At 40.3% G+C, this 19,864-nt stretch carries 18 protein-coding genes and 1 pseudogene; 4 read left to right on the forward strand and 15 right to left on the reverse strand.

Going from position 1 to position 19,864, the window contains the following annotated elements; translation table 11 throughout:
- Positions 1-2,934: EAL domain-containing protein (locus BCG07_RS10095; RefSeq protein WP_286890018.1), on the forward strand; the 2,934-nt coding region annotated here is incomplete at its 5' end.
- A gap of 123 nt (positions 2,935-3,057) precedes the next feature.
- On the opposite strand, the gene BCG07_RS10100 is transcribed toward BCG07_RS10095, so the two are convergent.
- Positions 3,058-5,727 (reverse strand): bifunctional acetate--CoA ligase family protein/GNAT family N-acetyltransferase, encoded by a 2,670-nt coding sequence (locus BCG07_RS10100; RefSeq protein ID WP_286890019.1) that lies wholly within the window; start codon positions 5,725-5,727, stop codon positions 3,058-3,060.
- Positions 5,728-5,840: 113 nt separating this feature from the next.
- Between BCG07_RS10100 and BCG07_RS10105 the strand changes: the two genes are divergently transcribed.
- A complete protein-coding gene (locus BCG07_RS10105) occupies positions 5,841-6,557 on the forward strand; it encodes an SIMPL domain-containing protein (RefSeq protein ID WP_010556584.1) in 717 nt (238 codons plus the stop codon).
- A gap of 135 nt (positions 6,558-6,692) precedes the next feature.
- On the opposite strand, the gene BCG07_RS10110 is transcribed toward BCG07_RS10105, so the two are convergent.
- The 8 genes from BCG07_RS10110 to BCG07_RS10145 all read right to left on the reverse strand — a co-directional run bounded on the left by BCG07_RS10110 (position 6,693) and on the right by BCG07_RS10145 (position 13,749).
- A complete protein-coding gene (locus tag BCG07_RS10110) occupies positions 6,693-7,361 on the reverse strand; it encodes a hypothetical protein (RefSeq protein WP_243531661.1) in 669 nt (222 codons plus the stop codon).
- A 114-nt stretch (positions 7,362-7,475) separates the two neighbouring features.
- Entirely contained in the window at positions 7,476-9,308 is a 1,833-nt protein-coding gene (locus BCG07_RS10115) for a DUF885 domain-containing protein (RefSeq protein WP_006793198.1), read from the reverse strand.
- 84 nt (positions 9,309-9,392) lie between these two features.
- Positions 9,393-10,529, reverse strand: coding sequence for a radical SAM family heme chaperone HemW (gene hemW / locus BCG07_RS10120; protein ID WP_243531659.1), 1,137 nt, complete (start codon positions 10,527-10,529; stop codon positions 9,393-9,395).
- Positions 10,526-11,125 (reverse strand): XTP/dITP diphosphatase, encoded by a 600-nt coding sequence (locus BCG07_RS10125; protein ID WP_243531657.1) that lies wholly within the window; start codon positions 11,123-11,125, stop codon positions 10,526-10,528. The genes hemW and BCG07_RS10125 overlap by 4 nt, the downstream gene beginning before the upstream one ends.
- A 4-nt stretch (positions 11,126-11,129) precedes the next feature.
- A complete protein-coding gene (locus tag BCG07_RS10130) occupies positions 11,130-11,576 on the reverse strand; it encodes a DUF4426 domain-containing protein (RefSeq protein WP_008132403.1) in 447 nt (148 codons plus the stop codon).
- 59 nt (positions 11,577-11,635) lie between these two features.
- Positions 11,636-12,169: a YggT family protein gene (locus tag BCG07_RS10135; RefSeq protein ID WP_006793194.1), complete on the reverse strand. Its 534-nt coding sequence runs from the start codon at positions 12,167-12,169 to the stop codon at positions 11,636-11,638.
- Positions 12,170-12,196: 27 nt separating this feature from the next.
- Positions 12,197-13,018 (reverse strand): pyrroline-5-carboxylate reductase, encoded by an 822-nt coding sequence (gene proC / locus BCG07_RS10140; RefSeq protein WP_006793193.1) that lies wholly within the window; start codon positions 13,016-13,018, stop codon positions 12,197-12,199.
- Between the two features lie 17 nt (positions 13,019-13,035).
- Positions 13,036-13,749, reverse strand: coding sequence for a YggS family pyridoxal phosphate-dependent enzyme (locus BCG07_RS10145; protein WP_008132401.1), 714 nt, complete (start codon positions 13,747-13,749; stop codon positions 13,036-13,038).
- A 2-nt stretch (positions 13,750-13,751) separates the two neighbouring features.
- Between BCG07_RS10145 and BCG07_RS10150 the strand changes: the two genes are divergently transcribed.
- Together BCG07_RS10150 and BCG07_RS10155 are read left to right on the forward strand one after the other, a co-directional pair.
- Entirely contained in the window at positions 13,752-14,792 is a 1,041-nt protein-coding gene (locus tag BCG07_RS10150; protein WP_006793191.1) for a type IV pilus twitching motility protein PilT, read from the forward strand.
- A 9-nt stretch (positions 14,793-14,801) separates the two neighbouring features.
- On the forward strand, positions 14,802-15,932 hold the full coding sequence (locus tag BCG07_RS10155) for a PilT/PilU family type 4a pilus ATPase (protein WP_138529105.1): 1,131 nt from the start codon (positions 14,802-14,804) through the stop codon (positions 15,930-15,932).
- Between the two features lie 73 nt (positions 15,933-16,005).
- Here the strand turns inward: BCG07_RS10155 and ruvX are convergent, their stop codons facing one another.
- The 6 genes and pseudogenes from ruvX to BCG07_RS19940 all read right to left on the reverse strand — a co-directional run.
- Positions 16,006-16,455, reverse strand: coding sequence for a Holliday junction resolvase RuvX (gene ruvX, locus BCG07_RS10160; protein ID WP_138739867.1), 450 nt, complete (start codon positions 16,453-16,455; stop codon positions 16,006-16,008).
- Positions 16,456-16,583: 128 nt separating this feature from the next.
- Complete coding sequence (locus BCG07_RS10165; RefSeq protein WP_008132397.1) at positions 16,584-17,141, reverse strand: YqgE/AlgH family protein; 558 nt, start codon at positions 17,139-17,141, stop codon at positions 16,584-16,586.
- A 170-nt stretch (positions 17,142-17,311) separates the two neighbouring features.
- On the reverse strand, positions 17,312-18,262 hold the full coding sequence (gshB, locus tag BCG07_RS10170) for a glutathione synthase (protein WP_286890021.1): 951 nt from the start codon (positions 18,260-18,262) through the stop codon (positions 17,312-17,314).
- 76 nt (positions 18,263-18,338) lie between these two features.
- Positions 18,339-19,073 (reverse strand): 16S rRNA (uracil(1498)-N(3))-methyltransferase, encoded by a 735-nt coding sequence (rsmE, locus tag BCG07_RS10175; RefSeq protein ID WP_008132394.1) that lies wholly within the window; start codon positions 19,071-19,073, stop codon positions 18,339-18,341.
- An 88-nt stretch (positions 19,074-19,161) separates the two neighbouring features.
- Positions 19,162-19,638 carry a hypothetical protein gene (locus tag BCG07_RS10180; RefSeq protein ID WP_006793185.1) on the reverse strand — a complete coding sequence of 159 codons (477 nt, stop codon included), beginning with the start codon at positions 19,636-19,638 and terminating at the stop codon, positions 19,162-19,164.
- 73 nt (positions 19,639-19,711) lie between these two features.
- Positions 19,712-19,864 (reverse strand): annotated as a pseudogene (locus BCG07_RS19940) (DUF350 domain-containing protein); the annotation flags it as partial.

The following is a 19,864-nucleotide window of genomic DNA, read 5'->3' on the forward strand; positions in this document are numbered from 1 at the left end:
GCGTTAGAAATGATTTATAAAGTACCCAAACAACATGAAAACGTTGCAATTAGTGTGCTTTCATACGTAATTGATAATAACAACGTGTTGTGGATCTCTCTTTCTAACTTTGGCTTAATTGGTATTGATTCATCAACGTATGAACACCTTCATACTATTGATCTTGATAAGAATAAACTAGGTACATTACTTTATAGTATGGTGCTTGACGACGACGGTATGATTTGGATGAGTAGCCATAAAGGTATTTGGCGTTTAAATCCAGAAACGCTCCACTTTCAGCAGTTTAGTACAGCCGAGGGGCTTTTATCGGCTGAATTTAATAGCTCAGCAATGGCGCAGCTTAACGATGGCCGCATTGTATATGGGGGGTTAAAAGGAATAACGTATTTTCATCCAATGGAAAACCAAAGTTATAAGCCGCTTATAGAGCATGTAAATATAACGCGGGTAAATTTAATGTCTCGAGAGTTATCTCGCGATTTAAGGCAACCTCTGAATGAAGTCGTTTTAAACCACGATGACATTGGTCTTGAAGTGGCTTTTTCTGCAATGGCTTTTAGCAATCAAGAACGTATTATCTATGAGTACCAGCTTGATAACGGGCAAAAAACCTACGCAAGAAATAACAACCGAGTACTATTTCCTAAGTTAAACCCAGGTAATTATACATTAAAAGTTTGGGCTAAAGACCCCTTAACGGGAATTTTTACCAAGCCAGCTACATTAAAAATAAAGGTTAAATACCCACTTTGGCGTGCGCCTTATTTTATGGTGTTATACGGCGCTTTATTTTTATTTTTTATTGCCATGTGGGTCAGGCGACGTAATAAAATTCAACGTATCTTATTGGCTGCGCATAAAGAAAGTAAAGACAGTGAGTCCCGTTTAAAGCTTGCCCTTGAAGGCAGTGAGTCTGGCGTATGGGATTGGCAGTCAAGTAACCCAAGTATTTATCAGCCTCGTTTAAGTAATGAGCTGGGTTATAAACACGATACTGTAAGCCTTGATGAATACTTGGCTAAAATACATCCGCAAGAAAAACAACTATTTCGTTTAGAGTGGTTAGAGTTTTTGTCGACCGATAAAGGCTACTTTAACTGCACATACCGTGTACGCCATGCCAAAGGCTATTGGCGTTGGTATAAAGACTTTGGCAAAGTGGTTGAGTGGGATGAGAAAACGCCTCAAAAAGTAGCGGGTACATACACTAACATGACCCGTGAAATGGTATTTGAAGAGCACGCACGCTTATTTACTGCTGCTTTTGAACAAACTCGTGATTGGGTTTTTATTCTCGATAAAAACTTTAATGTTCGTGCCTCTAATAAATCACTTCAAACCGCTTTTAACTTTGCTGCAGAGCCCATTTCAAGCAGGGCGTTAAACTTAGGTATGTCGCCTAAAAGCCGTGTTGATTACTTACGTATTATGAAAAAGCTCTCAGAAGGGGAGCATTTTTCTTGTGAAGATATGGTACGCCTTCACAATGGAGAGTCGCGCCATGTGCTAGTTAAAATAAGTGCGGTTGCTGATACAGAACAACGCTTAAGCAGCTACGTGATTATTTTAACTGATATACACGCACAAAAACTTGCAGAGAGTGAACTGCACCAACTCGCTAACTTTGATGTGTTAACCGGCTTACCAAATCGTACGTTGTTTAATGATAGGGTTGAGCATGCCCTTGAGCAAGCCCAAAAGCACTTATGCAAAGCTGCGCTTTTACATATTAATATTAAGCGCTTTAAGTACTTTAATGATTCATTAGGCCACGAAGTCGCCGATGAACTTATTAAAAAAGTTGCAGAGCGATTAAAATGCTCACTACGTACATCAGACAGTATTGCACGATTTGGTGGTGATGAATTCGTGGTCCTGGTTGAAGATATTCACCAAATAGAAGAGGTATTACTTATTTGTACCAAACTTATGGATTGCGTGAATCAAAATATAAGTATTAACGACCAAGTAGTGAATATTAATTTAAGCATTGGTGTTGCTATTTCTCCTGATGATGCAACACAAAGTGGTGCCTTACTGAAGGCGGCAAACATTGCGCTCTATCATGCCAAAGGTGCGCTTGAAAGTAATTATCAATTTTACAAACAAGAAATGAATCAGCATGTTCAAAAAGCCCTTCATTTAGAATCACAGTTAACAAAAGCCTATCAAGAGCATGAGTTTTGTAATTACTACCAACCTATTATAAATGCTCACACACATCAAACTGAAGGCTTTGAAGTATTACTTCGCTGGCCTGAAAATAAACGAATCCAAACACAGGAGTTTTCGTTGGCGGCTGAAGGTGTTGGTTTAATAACTAAAATAATGCTACAAACCTTTGGCAGAGCATTGAATGAGCTTAACGAATGGCGAAAAGCATCTCCTGATTTGTATTTATCGATTAACTTATCGGCATTAGATTTTGAATTTATAGAGCTTGTGCCAGAGATTAAAAAAGCGCTTATTAATGCTAACGTGCCATCAGAGGCTATTGTATTTGAAATAACAGAATCTATTTTAATGCGTGACTCAAACCTTGCACTGCAAAGTATGAAAAAGTTAAAAGAGTTAGGCTGTAAACTCTATATGGACGACTTTGGTACCGGCTATGCATCGCTGACTTATTTAAAGCGTTTTCCTATAGATGTGCTTAAGATTGATCGAAGTTTTGTGCAAGACATCGGTATTGATTCTGATGATGAGGCAATTATTGAATCAACACTCACATTGGCACACAGTTTAGGCAAAGAGTGTGTGGCTGAGGGCGTTGAAAGCCAGCAGCAGCTTCTGTTTTTAACCGCGTTAGGGTGCAAGCATTTTCAGGGCTATTTATTTAGTAAGCCTGTTCCAAGTGAAGATGTACCAGCGCTCATAGTACGTGACTGGCAAGGTATTTTTGGTAGTAACCTACATGCGGATCATAGATAAGCGGTCATAAATATCAAAATGGTGTTACTAGTCCTTTTGAGCACAGTGCACGTTAAGTTGCAATATTATAGCGCCTTACTGGTTTTAGGCGCTCTGAACATAACGTAAGTTATTGGGCTGAGTTTATTTTGTGTTGAGCACCATGTTAATGCTGCCTTCTTCAAAATCGCGGCTTACTTTAAAGCCCAACTTGCGGGCAAGTTCAATCATACCTGTGTTTTCTGGTAGTGTTATACCTTCAATCCATTCAACGCCTTGGCGTTTACAATGGTTAATTGCAGCATTCATTAAAATTCGACCTAGCCCTAAGCCCTGGCAGTCAGAACGAACCACAATAGCAAACTCAGCATGCACGTTGTCGGGATCCATAATCACACGCGACACCCCTAAGGTACGTGTTTTTCCCTCTAAGCGTTGGCAAACAATAAACGCCATTTCTCGGTCGTAATCAATTTGAGTCATTTTAGCGAGTTGATCGTGGTTAAATTGAGGTAACTCGCCAAAAAAGCGTTTGTAACGATCTTCTTTATTGAGTGATTGATCAAATGCCTTGTGGGCTTGTTCATCTTCAGGTTTTATTGGCCTAAGCGTTGCTTGAGTATTATTTTTTAGCGTTACTATTTCTACAAGATCTATAGGGTAGGGGCGAATACATAACCGTTTGCGGTTACTTTTTGACTGATATCGATTTAGCGTTATGGTGGCATCAAGTACTAAAAATTGCCCGTTACTTGCAAGTATTGGGTTAAGTTCCATTGCGCTAATATCGGGTTGATCCACAACGAGCTGTGAAATACGCGTGAGCAACGCACATAAACGATATTTGTCGACCTTTTCAGGTAAAATGCGATCTTTTAATACGCCTTTATCATGTGCGGCAGCAATTAAGTATTTAGCCAAGTTCATATTAAGGGGAGGGAGGGCTACTGCGGCTTGAGCGTACTCAAGCCCTGTACCTGCCTCACCAAGTAAAATAACGGGGCCAAAATTAGGCTCTGTTTTAATTGCAATCCGCAGCTCGTTTGCACCTGCACGCGGTGCCATTTTTTGGAGTGAAAACCCATCAATAGTGGCATCCGGATAAGTGTTTTTAATACGAATAAGCATCGCAAATGCGGTTTGCTCAACTTCATTGGCATCGTTTAGATTTAAAACCACGCCGCCGACTTCAGACTTAGAAGCAATACTTGGGCTTATAAGCTTAAGCGCAACGGGAAAACCAAGCTCTATTGCTTGTTCTTTTGCTTCAGTAGGTGTGTACGCCACTTTAGTTTCAATACATTCAACACCATAGTGGCTTAGTACTTGGCTTGCATTGTGAGTGGGTAGATAGGTTTGTTCTTCATCTAAATATTCAGTTATTAACCTTGTGGCAGCAGCTTTGTTTATTTTTGCATCGTCAGTGTTAGACTCTGGCGTTTGCGTTAAATGTTTTTGGTTTCGACGATACGATACCAAGTGCATAAACGCACCGACAGCGCCTTCAGGTGTTCGATAAGTAGGAATTGCATTATTAGCGCATATTTTTCTGGCTGCGAATGAAGCATCTTCACCCATAAAGTTGGTAAACACATAAGGGCGAGCCATTTTGGGCAACGTTTGTAGCGCTTGAACAATTACATTGGCATAGTCTTCACTTGGAGCCAGTGCCGATGGGGTGTGTATTATCAATAAGTTTTTTACTTCTTTTGCATGCAATAATATTTCTAATGCTTGTTTGTAACGCGCTGGTGCCGAGTCACCAAAAATATCAATCGGGTTGGAGGTTGCTTCCGAGCGGGGAATAACGTGATTAAGCGCACTGCGTGTTTCACTACTAAGCGCCGCTAATTTCCCAGATCGTTGAATTAGCTCATCGACCGCCATAACACCCGGGCCTCCTCCATTTGTTAAAATAGTGAGCTGTTCAACTTGCAATAATTTTGGGTGCATGGCGAGCGTTTGTGTTGCAGCAAATAGCTCTCGTAGGTCGTTAACGCGCAGCATACCCGCACGTTGAAATAAGGCATCGTATACGGCATCAGAGCTTTGTTTTCCACCGGAATGGATCTCTGCCGCAAGAGCGCCAGCATTTGTCTTTCCAGTTTTTATGGCAATAACAGGTTTACTAAATGCAGCCGCTCTTGCGGCCGAAATAAAGCCACGAATGTCTTCAATGTTATCAATATAAAGTAAAATAGCTTTAGTTTTTGAATCACGACCTAAAAAGTCGAGCAGCTCATCAAAATCAATATCTAAACACCCTCCCACAGAAACAAAGTACGAAAAGCCAATATCCTTATTTTTAGCCCAATCTAATATGGTTGAACAAACTGCTGCAGATTGCGACACAAAGGCAATTTTACCTGGGCTTGCCACTGTATGAGAAAAGCTGGCATTTAACCCAATATGGGGAATTAATAGCCCCAAGCTATTAGGGCCTAATAAAGTAACGTTGTGTTTATGGGCGCATGCTTTTAGCGCACTTTTTTGATCGTTCGTTAAGCCATCGGCAATAATAATAGCGCTTTTACAGCCCAGCTCGCCTAGTTGGCTAATAATGTCGAACAGGGTATTTTTATTGGTACAAATAACGGCAAGATCAGGCACTTTAGGTAGATCATTAATACACGGGTATGCAAGTACGCCATGAACAGCGCTATAGCTTGGCGTTACAGGCATGATTGGTCCTTTAAAACCGCCTTGTAATAAATTACGCATAACGACAAAACCGGCACGAGAGGCATTATTTGACGCGCCTATCACTGCCACTGAGCTTGGATTAAAAAACTGACTAATTCGCTTTAGGCTCATTGCGTTTCCTTAGCTTTAAAATTTTGCGTTATACATTGTCTCAATGTACCCTGTTTAACAGGTTATTTCGAGTTTATAGATACGTATTATTGATATCAATCAAGGAGTTTACTGTGATTAAAACACCTGGTTTTCACACTGTGCTGGCGGCTATTTTTTTAAGCCTAGGCTTAATTAGCTTAGGGTTTATTTTAAAAAGTGCAGCACTAAATGTAAAAGAAATGGAGCGTACAGTACAAGTTAAAGGATTAGCAGAGCAAGAGGTGATTGCCGATACTGTTATATGGCCTTTGCAATTTAGCGATGCAGATAACGACCTTGAAAAGTTGGTAAATAGGGTTGAGAAAAAAAACGCTGCCGTGATCGCATTTTTAAAACTGCATGGTTTTGATGACGCCGAAATATCACTTGGTAGCCAATCTATTGTTGATAAACAGGCGCGCGAGTACGGCAATGAAAACCAGCAATTTAGGTACATTGTTCGTTCAAATATGACCGTTTATTCTAGCGCTGTAGACAAGGTGCAAAATGCGCTGAGCAAAGTAAGCCAATTAGCTAAACAAAATATTGCCATAGTACAAGATAGTTACGAAACACGTGTTGAGTATATTTTTACAGGGCTAAACGATGTGAAACCGGCCATGGTTCAACAAGCAACTGAAAAAGCCCGCGAAGTAGCTAACAAGTTTGCTAGGGATTCCAATTCAAAACTAGGAAAAATAAAAACAGCTCGCCAAGGGCAGTTTAGTATTACTAATCGCGATTCAAATACACCACAAATAAAAAACGTAAGAGTAGTAACCACTGTTGAATACTACTTAAACGACTAGGATCTATTTATTATTCTAGGTTAAATTTATAGCGGTGTGTTTAGTATTTATGTAACTCATTAGGTTACAAATTTGGTACCTTGGTAAAATAGTTACTCGATTAGCCAACGCTTAATCTATCAAGGTTCTCACGTCCTAAACCGCTTTAACTAAATGTGCAACTTGCGCGGTTGAACGTTGCAGGTATGCAGCACTAAGTAAAATACTGGTTTCGTTAAGATCTGTTCCTTTTAATATATTTACCAAGTGCTGTTTAGCTGTTGGGTTTTGTTTTTGTTCTATTTCCATCAAGGCTAACAGTGCTGAAAATTCATGCTTAACCGGCGTGCTTGGTTTATTTGCATACGCAATATAACAAGCAACAGGTGTTAAGCCACGAGCATTGGGTTGGGCAAGCGCTTTTACTAAGTCATCGTTAGACTCAAATAACATTAATGAGCGTATATAGTTAAATGCCAGCTTTTGGGCATTAGCGTGTTTAAATACAGTGTGTAACACATTATTGCCTTGGGTATCTTGTGCCAAGAAGCCCTTATTTTCTCTAAGCGCAGGAGTAAAAAACGTCAAGGCATCTGTGGTTGTTAACTGATTAATAAAAGGTGCAGGTGGGGTATTGCTTGCTAAAATACGTGTTGCTACATTTTGCATAAAATCGTACTTAATACTCATACGCAAAGCGCTTTCGTATAGATGATTAAGCTGCTGTGTTTGTTGTGATTGGTTTAACTGCTTAAAGTCATTATCAAGTTCATTTAATTGATGCTTTGAAATACGTGCGTTAAGTAACTGTATGCATAACTCCATAATTTTTGCGCCTCTTAAATACCTTTTTGTTTAGCTTAACCTATTATTGCCAATTGGTACAAAATACAAAAAAGGCCGCATAAGCGACCTTTTAGTGAGCTTTATAAATTGGGATTAAGCTTTTTTGCTTGCTACCCATTCATTTACAAAGTTTTCTAGTACGTTAAGTGGTACTGGGCCATTTTTTAGCACTACATCGTGGAATTGACGAATATCAAACTTGTCGCCAAGTTGCTTTTTAGCGTCTTCACGTAGTTCTAAAATTTTCAACATACCTACTTTGTAAGCCGTTGCTTGCGAAGGCATTACAATGTGACGTTCAACCATTTTAACGCCGTCAGAAGTGGCATTAGGGGTGTTATTCACGTAGTAATCAATCCCTTCTTGGCGAGTCCACTTCATTGCGTGAATACCGGTATCAACCACTAAACGGCACGCGCGCCATAATTCCATAGAAAGACGACCAAAGTCTGAGTATGGGTCTGAGTACATACCCATTTCTTTAGGTACAAGTTCAGAGTATAAACCCCAACCTTCAATGTAGGCTGTGTAGCCGCCAAATTTACGGAACTTAGGCACACCTTCTAGTTCTTGCGAAATAGCTATTTGCATGTGGTGACCCGGAATACCTTCATGGTAAGCCAGTGCTTCCATTTGGTACGTTGGCATCGCTTCCATGTCGTAAAGGTTTGCGTAGTAAATACCTGGGCGTGAACCATCTGGCGCAGGCTGTTGGTAAAATGCTTTACCCGCCGCTTTTTCACGGAAAGCTTCAACTGCTTTTACTTTAAGGTCGGCTTTTGGCTTAACAATAAATAGCTCATCAAGACGCACTTTCATTGTGTCGATCATAGCTGTTGCTTCGTCAAGGTAGCGCTGTTTACCCTCTGCTGTATTTGGGTAGTAAAATTGCTTATCAGTTTTCATAAACTGCATAAACGCTTTTAAGTCGCCTTTAAAGCCTACTTTATCTTTAATTTCACGCATTTCGTCATGTATACGGCTTACTTCTGATAGGCCAATTGCATGAATTTCTTTTGCAGTTAAATCAGTGGTGGTTGTGCGTTTAAGTGCATTATTGTAAAAGGTATTACCTTCAGGTAATTTCCAAGCACCATCACGGTCGTCAGCACGTTTTTCAAGTTGTGCTAGGTAGTTAATAAGCTTTGAGTAAGCTGGTTTAACTGCCGATTTTAACGCGTCAGTTGCCTCATTGATAAGTGCATCTTTCTCGTCTTGGCTGATTTCAAGTGCCGTTACTTTGCGTTTAAAGTCTGCTAAAAGTGTTGAATCGTCACCTTTTTCAAATGGTGCACCTTGAATAATGTTTTTGCTTGAATCAATAACATGTGGAAACACAAACTTAGGCGCAATAATGCCTTTGTCTGCTCGTGTTTCTAAATCAGTTACCAATTGGTCAAATACCGTAGGCACCCCATTTAAACGCGAAATGTAGTCTTTTGCTTCTTTAACATTACTAATTGAATGCTGATTTATTAAAAATGCAGGCACCATAGAGTGTGTACCAAACATTTGGTTTACAGGGTAGTTGTGGTAACGCCATTTAAAGTCAGCAATTGAGCTTTCTAAGTCTTGTTTTTTTAAGTCGTAGCTTACTTTAGTTGCATCGTCTAGCAGGTCGCGGTTAATCGCGTTTAGGGCAACTAAGTCGGCTTTAGTTTCAGCGAGGTCTTTGAGTTTTTGCTCTTCGCTGCCGTCATCCCACTTATCGTAATCTTTTTTAATACCCATGTAAGTTTGGTAAACCGGGCTGCTCATCACATCACGGTTAAAGGTATCTTCAAAAAACGCATTGGCTTTGTCAATTTCGCTTTGTACAGGTTGCGCTTGTACAATTGGGGTGGTTACAGATTGTTGTGGTGCTTGTTGGCAACCAGCAAGGAGTGCAACACTCACAGCTGCTGCAATAAAGGTAAGTTTACGCATTGTTTTCCCTTTTGTTGTTAGAAACCCATTAGGGTATTTTAATTTTTCATGTATTCGCTTACATGACGTATAACGCCCAATGCATTATACGAACAATTCTAGCAGGTCATTTAAAAAGCGATGCCCTTTAAGGCTCACTTGCCAGTGACCGTCTTTTTCTATTAATAAACCGGTGTTTATGGCTTTATTTAAAGCTGCTTGTTGGCTTTGCAATGGCTGATTAGTTAGCGCACTGTAGTCTTCAATCGGGCATGGTTCGACAAGGCGAAAGCGATTCATAAAAAACTCGAAAGCTAAATCGTCTTGCTCAACGTGCCAGCTTTTATACAAATAAGGCTTTACCATATCCATGTAGCCACGGGGATGTTTGACCTTTTCAGTTCGGGTAATTATGCCGGTTTTTGCATTGGTAACCTTACCATGAGCACCACAGCCAATCCCCAGATAATCGCCAAACCGCCAATAATTTAAGTTATGTTGGCATTGATAGCCCGGTTTTGCATACCCTGAAATTTCGTATTGTATATAACCTGCTTCTGCAAGTAGTGCTTGGCCTTGTTCTTGAATATCCCACAGAGTTTCATCTTGAGGAAGTGTTGGCGGTTTAGATGCAAACTGAGTATTAGGCTCTATGGTAAGTTGGTACCACGAAATATGTGGCGGATCGAGGGCAATAATTTGCTTTAAATCACTTAATGCATCGTCTAGGGTTTGCCCTGGTAAGCCGTGCATTAAATCAAGATTAAAGCTATTTAAACCAGCCTCCTTGGCTTGCTCTGCTGCATGGGTCGCCTCGTTAGCACCATGAATGCGGCCAAGCGCTTTTAACTTGTCGCTTTGCAGGCTTTGTATGCCAATTGAAATGCGGTTTATACCTGCTTTTACATACTCTTTAAATCGGCCCGTTTCTACTGTGCCTGGGTTTGCTTCGAGGGTTACTTCACAGTTATCGGCAAGGCCTATAAGGCTATCTACTTCGTTTAGTAGGCGTGTATAAGCATCACCGGTCAATAAACTTGGGGTACCGCCACCAATAAATATACTGTGAATTTTTCGCCCTTCAACTAAGTGTAAATCGGCTTTTAAATCGTCTATTAAATGCTGAACATATTCGGCTTCTGGTATGTCGCCTTTTTGTCCATGGCTATTAAAGTCGCAGTAAGGACATTTTTGAACGCACCAAGGTACGTGCACATATAAACTTAGAGGAGGAAGAGTCACAGGCCGCCTTTTAGTTGTAGCTCATTTAGCAAAGCTTGTAGTGCTTGACCGCGATGGCTCACAGCATTTTTTTGCTCTTTGGTTAACTCGGCGCTGGTACAGTTTTGCTCTTCAACAAAAAATACCGGGTCGTAACCAAACCCGCCTTCGCCATGTTGGGTTTGTGTAATTTCGCCTTCCCAGCTTGCGCTGCAAATAAGCGGGGTAGGGTCATCGGCGTGGCGCATTAATACTAATACACACCAAAAACGCGCTTTACGATTTGGGTTATTACCTAAATCATTAAGTAGTTTATCTATGTTGTCTTGATCGCTTGCGCTCTCACCAGCAAAGCGAGCAGAGTAAACCCCCGGTGCACCATTTAAACCATCAACCTCTAAGCCGGAATCATCAGCTATGGCTGGCATACCCGTAATTTTAGCTGCATGACGGGCTTTAATAATAGCATTTTCAACAAAGGTAGTACCTGTTTCGGCTACTTCGCCAACGTTAAAATCACTTTGTGGAACTACATTAATATTAAGTGGGCTTAACATGTTGGCCAGCTCACTTACTTTGCCAGGGTTACCCGTGGCAAGGACTAAAGTTTTGTTCATAATATTATTTATCTACGTAAAATTTTTGCTGAAATTGCAGTGTTTGAAATTGATTACTTTGCTGTATTTCAATTTCAAAGCGCAGTATTTCTTCGTTTGTAAAATCGACTTGGGCAAGGTAATAAATCGACTCGCCTTCAATTACTTCTTTAAAGTTAAGCGTTTGTTTGTTGCCAAGTAGGTTTCTGGCTGTGCCAGATAACTTGGCCTTTTGAGCTGTATTGCCTGTATTGTTTTTTAACACAGAAATATTAACAATCCCTTTATATCCACTGCGCTCAAGCCCATAAGCCTTGGCAATTTGTGGCTGAATAAAGGTTGATGGAAAAGCAATGTAATGTACTTGCCACGGGCCAAGTTCTTTATATTGCCCGCCCAATGTTTGTTCGCTGTGTGCGTTAAATGCGAATGTTAAACAAGCAATAAAACAAAATTTAATTAATCGATTCATTGTTCACTCCAAAAATATAAAAAAGAGGCCATAAGGCCTCTTTTACTTAAAACAAAAGCTTAAGCTAAAAAGTCCATTAACAGCATTTGCAAAAACTGAATACCAATAATTAATACAAGTACTGATAAATCTAACCCACCCATTGGTGGAATAATTTTACGAAGTGGCTTGAGCATTGGCTCAGTAAGCTGGTGGAAAACCGCTTCAATAGGGTTGTAGCCTTGGCTTACCCAGCTGAGAATTGCGCGGATAATTAATACCCAAAATACTAAGTTTAAGCCTTCTTTTATTACGGTAATTAGAGCTTGAATAAACACGGGTTGCGCAGCCCATGCGCCGTAAATTACCAACATTAAAGTACTAATTTTGGCAATAGCTACAATAAATGCCAGCAATAGTGAGGCTAGATCAAGCCCACCTAACCCGGGTATAATTTTACGTAAAGGGTTGACTGCAAACGACGTTGCTTTAACCACAAATTGGCTCATTGGGTTGTAAAAATCGGCTTTTGCCCACTGTAGCCAAAAACGCAGTAGTACCACCATTAAAAACAAATCAAACAGAGTACTGATCAAAAATTGCATGGCATTCATAGTGTAACCTTTAATAATAAAGTAGTTTTAAAGTTCTTTTTCCATTTGCATCGCGCGAGCAATACACGCATCCATCGCATCGCCAACGGTTTTAGTTAAGCCTTCGTCTTTTAAATGCTCAACTGCGGCATGTGTAGTACCGCCTTTAGATGTTACGTTTGCGCGTAGCTGAGAAATGCTAATTTCTGGTTGGCTTAATGCCATTTCTGCTGCGCCAAGTGCTGTTTGTTGTACTAAACGACGAGCATCTTCATCATTAAAGCCAAGCGCTTTTGCTTTTTCTTCAATGGCTTCCATAAATAAGAAAAAGTAAGCTGGTGATGAACCTGTTACTGCAATGATATCGTTAATTTGCGCTTCTTGTTCGACCCACACCACAATACCTGTGCACTCAAATACTTGTTGAACAAATTCATGTTCTTGCTGCGTTTCGCCAGCGCCAAATAAGCCAGAGACGCCACGCCCTAATAAAGACGGCGTATTAGGCATGCAACGTACAATTTTTACATCTTGCCCTAACATTTCGCGCAAGCGGCTTACTGTTAAACCAGCAGCTACTGAGATAAATAGTTTATTACTGAAATCGATGCCAGACTCTTGAAACGATTTACATAAATCGCCCATCATTTGCGGCTTTACAGACAAAACAATTACATCAGCATCGCGTAGGGCTTCGTTATTGTCACTGGTGGTTTGCACCTTGAAATCGGCTGCTACCTTTGCAAGCTTTTCTTGGTTGCGGTTAGTCGCAATGATGTTGTTTGCGTCAAAGCCGTTTTTTACCATGCCACCAATAATAGCGTAGCTCATGTTACCTGTGCCTATAAATGCGATTTTTTTATCTGACATAAATCTGTTTTTACCTTTTAAGTTCGTGTTCCAAAAATGTCTGTTCCGATCCTCACCATAGTTGAGCCTGCACTAATTGCGGCTTCAACGTCATTACTCATACCCATAGATAGAGTGTCTAACTGTGGATATTGGGCCTTTAGTTTATCAAAGCAAGTTTGTAATTGCTCAAAATATTGAGTTTGTGTCGTTGGATCGTCACTTTTTGCAGGAATAGCCATCAAACCACGTAATCTTAACTGATCACATTGGCTAATAAACTCAGCAAGATTTGCGATGTCATCGGGATGACAGCCCGACTTTGCCTCCTCGGCGCTAATATTTACCTGAATAAGTACATTAAGTGGTGGTTTACTGGTTGGGCGCTGAGCGTTGAGGCGCTTGGCTATTTTGATTCGATCAACGCTTTGTACCCAATCAAAATTTTCTGCCACTAAAGCACTTTTATTTGACTGGATAGGGCCAATGAAATGCCAAATGATATCGCTATATGTGTGCAGTTGAGCTATTTTATCTACAGCTTCTTGAACATAAGACTCACCAAACTGGCGTTGGCCATAATTGTAGGCAGCAACTATATCGTCGCTAGGTTTGGTTTTAGACACCGCCAGTAAGGTTATTTCATCTTTGCTTCTGTGCGTGTTTTTTGCCGCGTTTGAAATTCTTGCGTAGGCGCAAGTGAGTCGTTCTGCTATTGTAACCATATAATTATCAGCCAGTTGTGGAGTCATAAATGGATATTACCGAATTATTAGCGTTTAGTGTGCAACACAATGCATCCGATTTACATTTATCGTCGGGTGTTTCACCTATGATACGCGTAGATGGTGATGTTCGCCGCATTAATATACCAGCCCTTGCAGATAAAGACGTAAACAGTTTAGTTTACGATATTATGAACGATACTCAGCGCAAAGATTACGAACAAAACCTTGAGGTGGATTTTTCGTTTGAGGTTCCTAATCTTGCTCGCTTTCGTGTTAATGCCTTTAATTCAAACCGCGGTCCCGCGGCAGTATTTCGTACTATACCGAGTGAAGTATTAACACTTGATGATTTAGGCGCGCCAGATATTTTTAAAACAATATCAGACAACCCGCGTGGGTTAGTCCTTGTTACCGGGCCAACAGGGTCGGGTAAATCAACAACACTTGCGGCCATGGTTGATTACATAAATCAAAATAAGCATCACCATATTTTAACGATTGAAGATCCAATCGAATTTGTTCACGATAACAAGTTAAGCTTAGTTAACCAACGTGAAGTTCATCGTGATACACACAGTTTTTCAAACGCACTACGTAGTGCGCTGCGTGAAGACCCCGATGTTATATTAGTGGGTGAGCTGCGTGATTTAGAAACTATTCGCCTAGCGATGACCGCTGCTGAAACCGGTCATTTAGTGTTTGGTACGTTGCATACAACCTCAGCGCCCAAAACCATTGACCGTATTATTGATGTATTCCCTGGTGAAGAAAAAGCAATGGTACGCTCTATGTTGTCTGAGTCATTGCGTGCGGTTATTTCACAAACGCTCCTTAAAAAAATTGGTGGTGGGCGAGTGGCAGCTCATGAAATTATGATTGGTGTACCCGCCATACGTAACTTAATTCGTGAAGACAAAATTGCACAAATGTACTCGTCTATTCAAACTGGCGCCTCAATTGGTATGCAAACAATGGATCAATGTTTAACAAACTTAGTTAACCGAGGCATTGTGACCAACACCGCAGCGCAAGCTAAAGCGCAAGACAAAACACAATTTGGTGGTTAAGGAATTAGAATGACTTTATCTTTAAACCGTTACTTAATCACTATGATTGAGAAAAAAGGCTCTGATTTATTTGTATCTAGCCGTTTACCTGTTAGTGCAAAAATAAACGGTGAACTAATTCAATTGGACGATGACAAACTCACTGACGAAGAGTCTCTGCAGTTGGTTGAGTCTGCGATGAGCGAAAAGCAAAAAGCGGAGTTTCATGCTACTAAAGAATGTAACTTTGCTATTGCAACCGACGAAGGGCGTTTTCGTATTTCTGCGTTTTGGCAGCGCGATAGAGCAGGTATGGTTATTCGCCGAATTGTGACACAGATCCCTGATATCAGTGATTTGGGCCTACCCTCGACACTCACCGACGTCATTATGGCTAAGCGCGGTTTAGTTTTGTTTGTTGGTGGAACAGGAACCGGTAAGTCGACCTCATTAGCAGCCCTGATTGGCTACAGAAACCGAAACCAACGAGGTCATATTTTAACAATTGAAGATCCTATTGAGTTTGTTCATGAGCACCGCAAAAGTATTATTACCCAACGCGAAGTAGGGCTCGATACAGATAGTTTTGAGTCGGCGCTTAAAAGCTCATTACGTCAAGCTCCTGATGTTATTTTAATTGGTGAAATACGCTCGCAAGAAACCATGGAATACGCATTAAGCTTTGCTGAAACAGGGCATTTATGTGTGGCTACACTGCATGCCAACAATGCCAACCAAGCCATTGACCGTATTATGCATTTGGTACCAAAAGAAAAGCATGACAAGCTTAAATACGATTTAGCACTTAACTTACGTGCCATTGTAGCTCAACAATTAATACCTACCTCAGATGGCGAAGGACGCGTTGCCGCAATAGAGATATTACTTAATTCACCTATGGTGGCAGAGCTGATTAAAAACGGCGATATTGGCGGCATTAAAGAGGCTATGGCTAAATCTAACGATATGGGCATGCAAACCTTTGACCAAGCCCTTTTTGAGTTATACAGGCAGCAACGTATTAACTATGCAGATGCATTGCATCATGCTGACTCACCAAATGACTTACGCTTGATGATTAAACTGCGCAATAACGAACAACAAGGTGCGGGCTTTTTACAAGGTGTCACTATTGATGGAATGGGGGATGACGATAACTAATTAGTTATTGTTTTTAAAAAAGCGCGACTTTCCAGCCGCGCTTTTTTAGTATTTAACACACCTAATTACAGCGTTACTCACCGTAAAATGATTCAAAAAAACTTTCTAAAATAATTACCGCAGACATATTATCTACATTTCCTTTACCTAAATTTTTATAACCACCTTGCTCAAATAAACGGGCTTTTGCGTCAGCAGTTGTTAGGCGCTCATCTTGTGTTTGTACAGGAATGCCATAGTGATTATGTAACCTGTTAGCAAACTTTTTAGCTTTGAATGTCACCTCTTGTGAAGTGCCATCCATATTAAGCGGTAAACCGACCACCATTAAATCTGGTTGCCATTCGTTTACTTGTACTGCGATATGATCCCAGCTTGGAATACCATCTTGCGCTTTTACGGCCTTAAGGCTTGATGCGCTGCCGGTGAGTTCTTGCCCTACGGCAATACCAATACTTTTAGTGCCAAAATCAAATCCCATTACGGTGCGCTCGCCTTGTGGCTTAAATGTTCTTTTTGTCATTGATAATGTTTTACTTAGGCTGCTTTTCAAGCCGTTATGTTAAAGGTTTACATAAAAAAATTCACTTGTAATAGCGTATCTATTTCCAAGTGAATTTATATTATGAACTTAATTTAGAAAGGGGATATTTAAGCATGCCCGGCTTCAGGGCTTAGTTGGCCTATATCAAAGCCAAGCATTGAAACGGCTTTTTCCCATCGTTTTTCAGCGGGCGTGTTAAAAATAATGGCCGGATCTGCTTCTATAATTAGCCAGCTGTTATCAAGCAGTTCTTGTTCTAATTGGCCTTGTTCCCAACCTGCATACCCTAAGGTGATAATAAACTGCTCAGGGGCATGTGCTGTCGTTAAACTTGCTAACACGTCTTTAGAGGTGGTGATCATAATATCACTACTGAGCTTTTGGCTTGAGGTATACCCGAGCTTAGGGGAGTGAAGCACAAAACCTCTATCTGTTTTAACTGGACCACCTGCAAACACAGCCACTTTAGCTGCTTGCTGGGTTTTGTCGTTATCGATTTCTATTTTATCAAGTAGCTCACCAACGGTTACGTTGATGGGTTGGTTTATCACCAATCCCATTGCCCCATCTTCATTGTGCTCGCAAATATACGTAACAGCACGTTTAAAAAAAGGGTCTTGCATTGACGGCATGGCGATTAAAAAATGATTTTCTAATGACTGCATAGATTTCACCCTTTCAGTTAATGAATTTTGAGTATGGCACAACCCTGTATTTTATAACTAAATAAGTTAACTGATTTTATTAAAATATTAATACAGCAAGTGCTGCATTAATATTTAAACGTTAAACGCATTGCGTTAAGCCAATTTAACTTATTTAACCTGAGGCTAGACTATTTAGCTAATTTTCTCTCAATAGCATCAAAAAGAATACCTGTGATTGATATATCATACGCGGCTTCAATTTCACGTACACACGTAGGTGCTGTTACATTAATTTCGGTTAGCTTGTCGCCAATAATATCAAGGCCAACAAATACAAGACCTTTTTCTTTAAGAGTGGGCGCAACGGCCTGTGCAATTCTTATATCTGACTCGCTCAATGGGCGAGCTTCACCACGACCGCCTGCGGCTAGATTTCCGCGAGTTTCACCGTTTTGTGGAATACGCGCTAAGCAGTAGGGAATGACTTCGCCGTCAACCACAAGAACGCGTTTATCGCCTTGTGTAATAGCAGGAACATAATTTTGTACCATGGCATAACGGCTGCCGTGTTCGGTCAGAGTTTCGCAAATAACACCTATGTTTGCATCATCTTCTTTTACACGAAAAATAGACGCGCCGCCCATACCGTCAAGTGGCTTTAAAATAATGTCTTTATGCTCAGCTAAAAATTCACGAATTTGTTTTTGGCTGCGCGTAACTAAGGTATCTGGCGTGTGTTCGCTAAACCATGCAGTAAACAGCTTTTCGTTAGCATCACGCAAGCTTTGTGGTTTATTAATAATTAACGTGCCTTCATCTTCAGCGCGCTCTAAAAGGTACGTCGCGTATATGTATTCAGTGTCAAACGGCGGATCTTTACGCATTAAAATTACATCAAGATCGGCAAGGGCAATGGTGTTTTTTTCTTCCAGTTCGTACCATTTTTCTTCGTTGTTAAATACACGCGCTTTGGCAGCGGTGGCATACGATTTACCTTTACGAAGTGATAAATCATCCATCTCCATATAGTAAATTTCGTAGCCACGCTCTTGCGCCTGCATCATCATTGCAAAGCCGGTGTCTTTTTTGATGTTAAACCCATTAATAGGATCTGAAATAATACCTAATTTAATTGCCATGCGCTGTGCCTTAATCTATGTGTAATTACTACTAGAGTTTACTAATAGCTTTGATATGAGGGTGTTTTTAGCTATTTCAATTAGCTAAATCACCAAATTGTAGCTGTAATGCACTTAAGACCGTTAAAGCGGCGGTTTCAGTTCGTAAAACACGTGGCCCTAAACGAATATCAACAAATTCTTGTTGTTTAGTTTGTGCCATTTCTTCGTCAGTAAACCCGCCTTCTGGGCCGACTAAAAACCGAACGCCATCTTTAGGTACAGTAATGGTTTTAATGCTGTGTTCTGCGCGAGGGTGAAGCGTGAGCTTTATCGCGTTAGTTGATTGCTCAAGCCACTGTTTTATGTCTATAGGGGGGTGAACAACCGGTACATAATTTCGCCCCGACTGCTCGGCTGCCGCAATCGCTATTTTTTGCCATTGTTGATGCTTTTTATCAAGGCGGTCGCCAATGAGCTTTACGCCACAGCGCTGACTAAAAATAGGGGTGATTTCGGTAATACCTAACTCAACTGACTTTTGAATTGTAAAATCCATTTTATCACCACGCGATACGCATTGGCCTAAGTGAATTTTTAATGGTGATTCTACGTCGTGAGGATTAAATTGCTGTGGCATAACCACTACATTTTTTTTACTCACTTCTATAATTTCACTTAGGTATTCACCACCTTCACCATTAAAAATAGACACATGTTCGCCTACTTTCATACGAAGTACTCTGCCTATGTGGCCAGCTGCATCGTCATCGAGTGACACGGGAGTGTTTAGTGTAATAGAAGACGCTTGGTAAATATGAGGAACTCGCATGTGATTTCACTTATGTGTTGGCGATAAAGTTATATACCGCTATGTTAAGTAAGCTGCGAGCTAGGTGCAATTATTTATTGTTTATTGTTTATTGTTTATTAAGTAACTCTGTTAACTCAATTATATCGACTGATGTATCAGCTATGTCGGTGTGACAAGATAGGTGGTTTGAAAAGCCTTCGTCTTTTACAGGGCTAAAAGCAAAACCACTTTCATCTTGAGTGACTAAAAAACGTTTTTCATGCAGTGAGTTATAAATAAAACGTTGTTTTTCATCAGCCAGTAAATAATCGGTTTGATTAAACAATACACCTTTAATGTCGTGATGTTCATGCAAATAACTGGCAAGCTCAGAAACGCTAATTTCGTTTTCAAAATCGCAATAACAATAATCTTTAATGAGTTCATCAAACATCATTTTAACTAACTGGCGAGTATTGGCACCTGCAATGACTAAGGTACTTGGGGCATCTCGCTTTGCACTATTAAAATAGTGACCAGCAAACGCTCTGCTAAATTCGTTATCTATATCGATTAATAGATAGTTAGTAACTTCAAATGGCATAATGTCCCAGTGCAATTAAGCAAAGTGTTTTGTAAGCAAGTTTTGTGTAAGCCCAAGCGAAAAGTGTTTAATGTTAAATAGAAAACATGCTAATTAGTAAATAGCCTATTGCACAAAAAACAGCAAATTCAATACAAGCAATACCTATGTTGTCTTGATGATCAACTTCAAGTGCTGCATCAATATTGGGTAGTGATATTTTTTTTACAATAAATGTTAACGCATA

The sequence above is a fragment of the Pseudoalteromonas sp. ESRF-bin5 genome (assembly GCF_002632075.1).
GTDB lineage: Bacteria > Pseudomonadota > Gammaproteobacteria > Enterobacterales > Alteromonadaceae > Pseudoalteromonas > Pseudoalteromonas marina.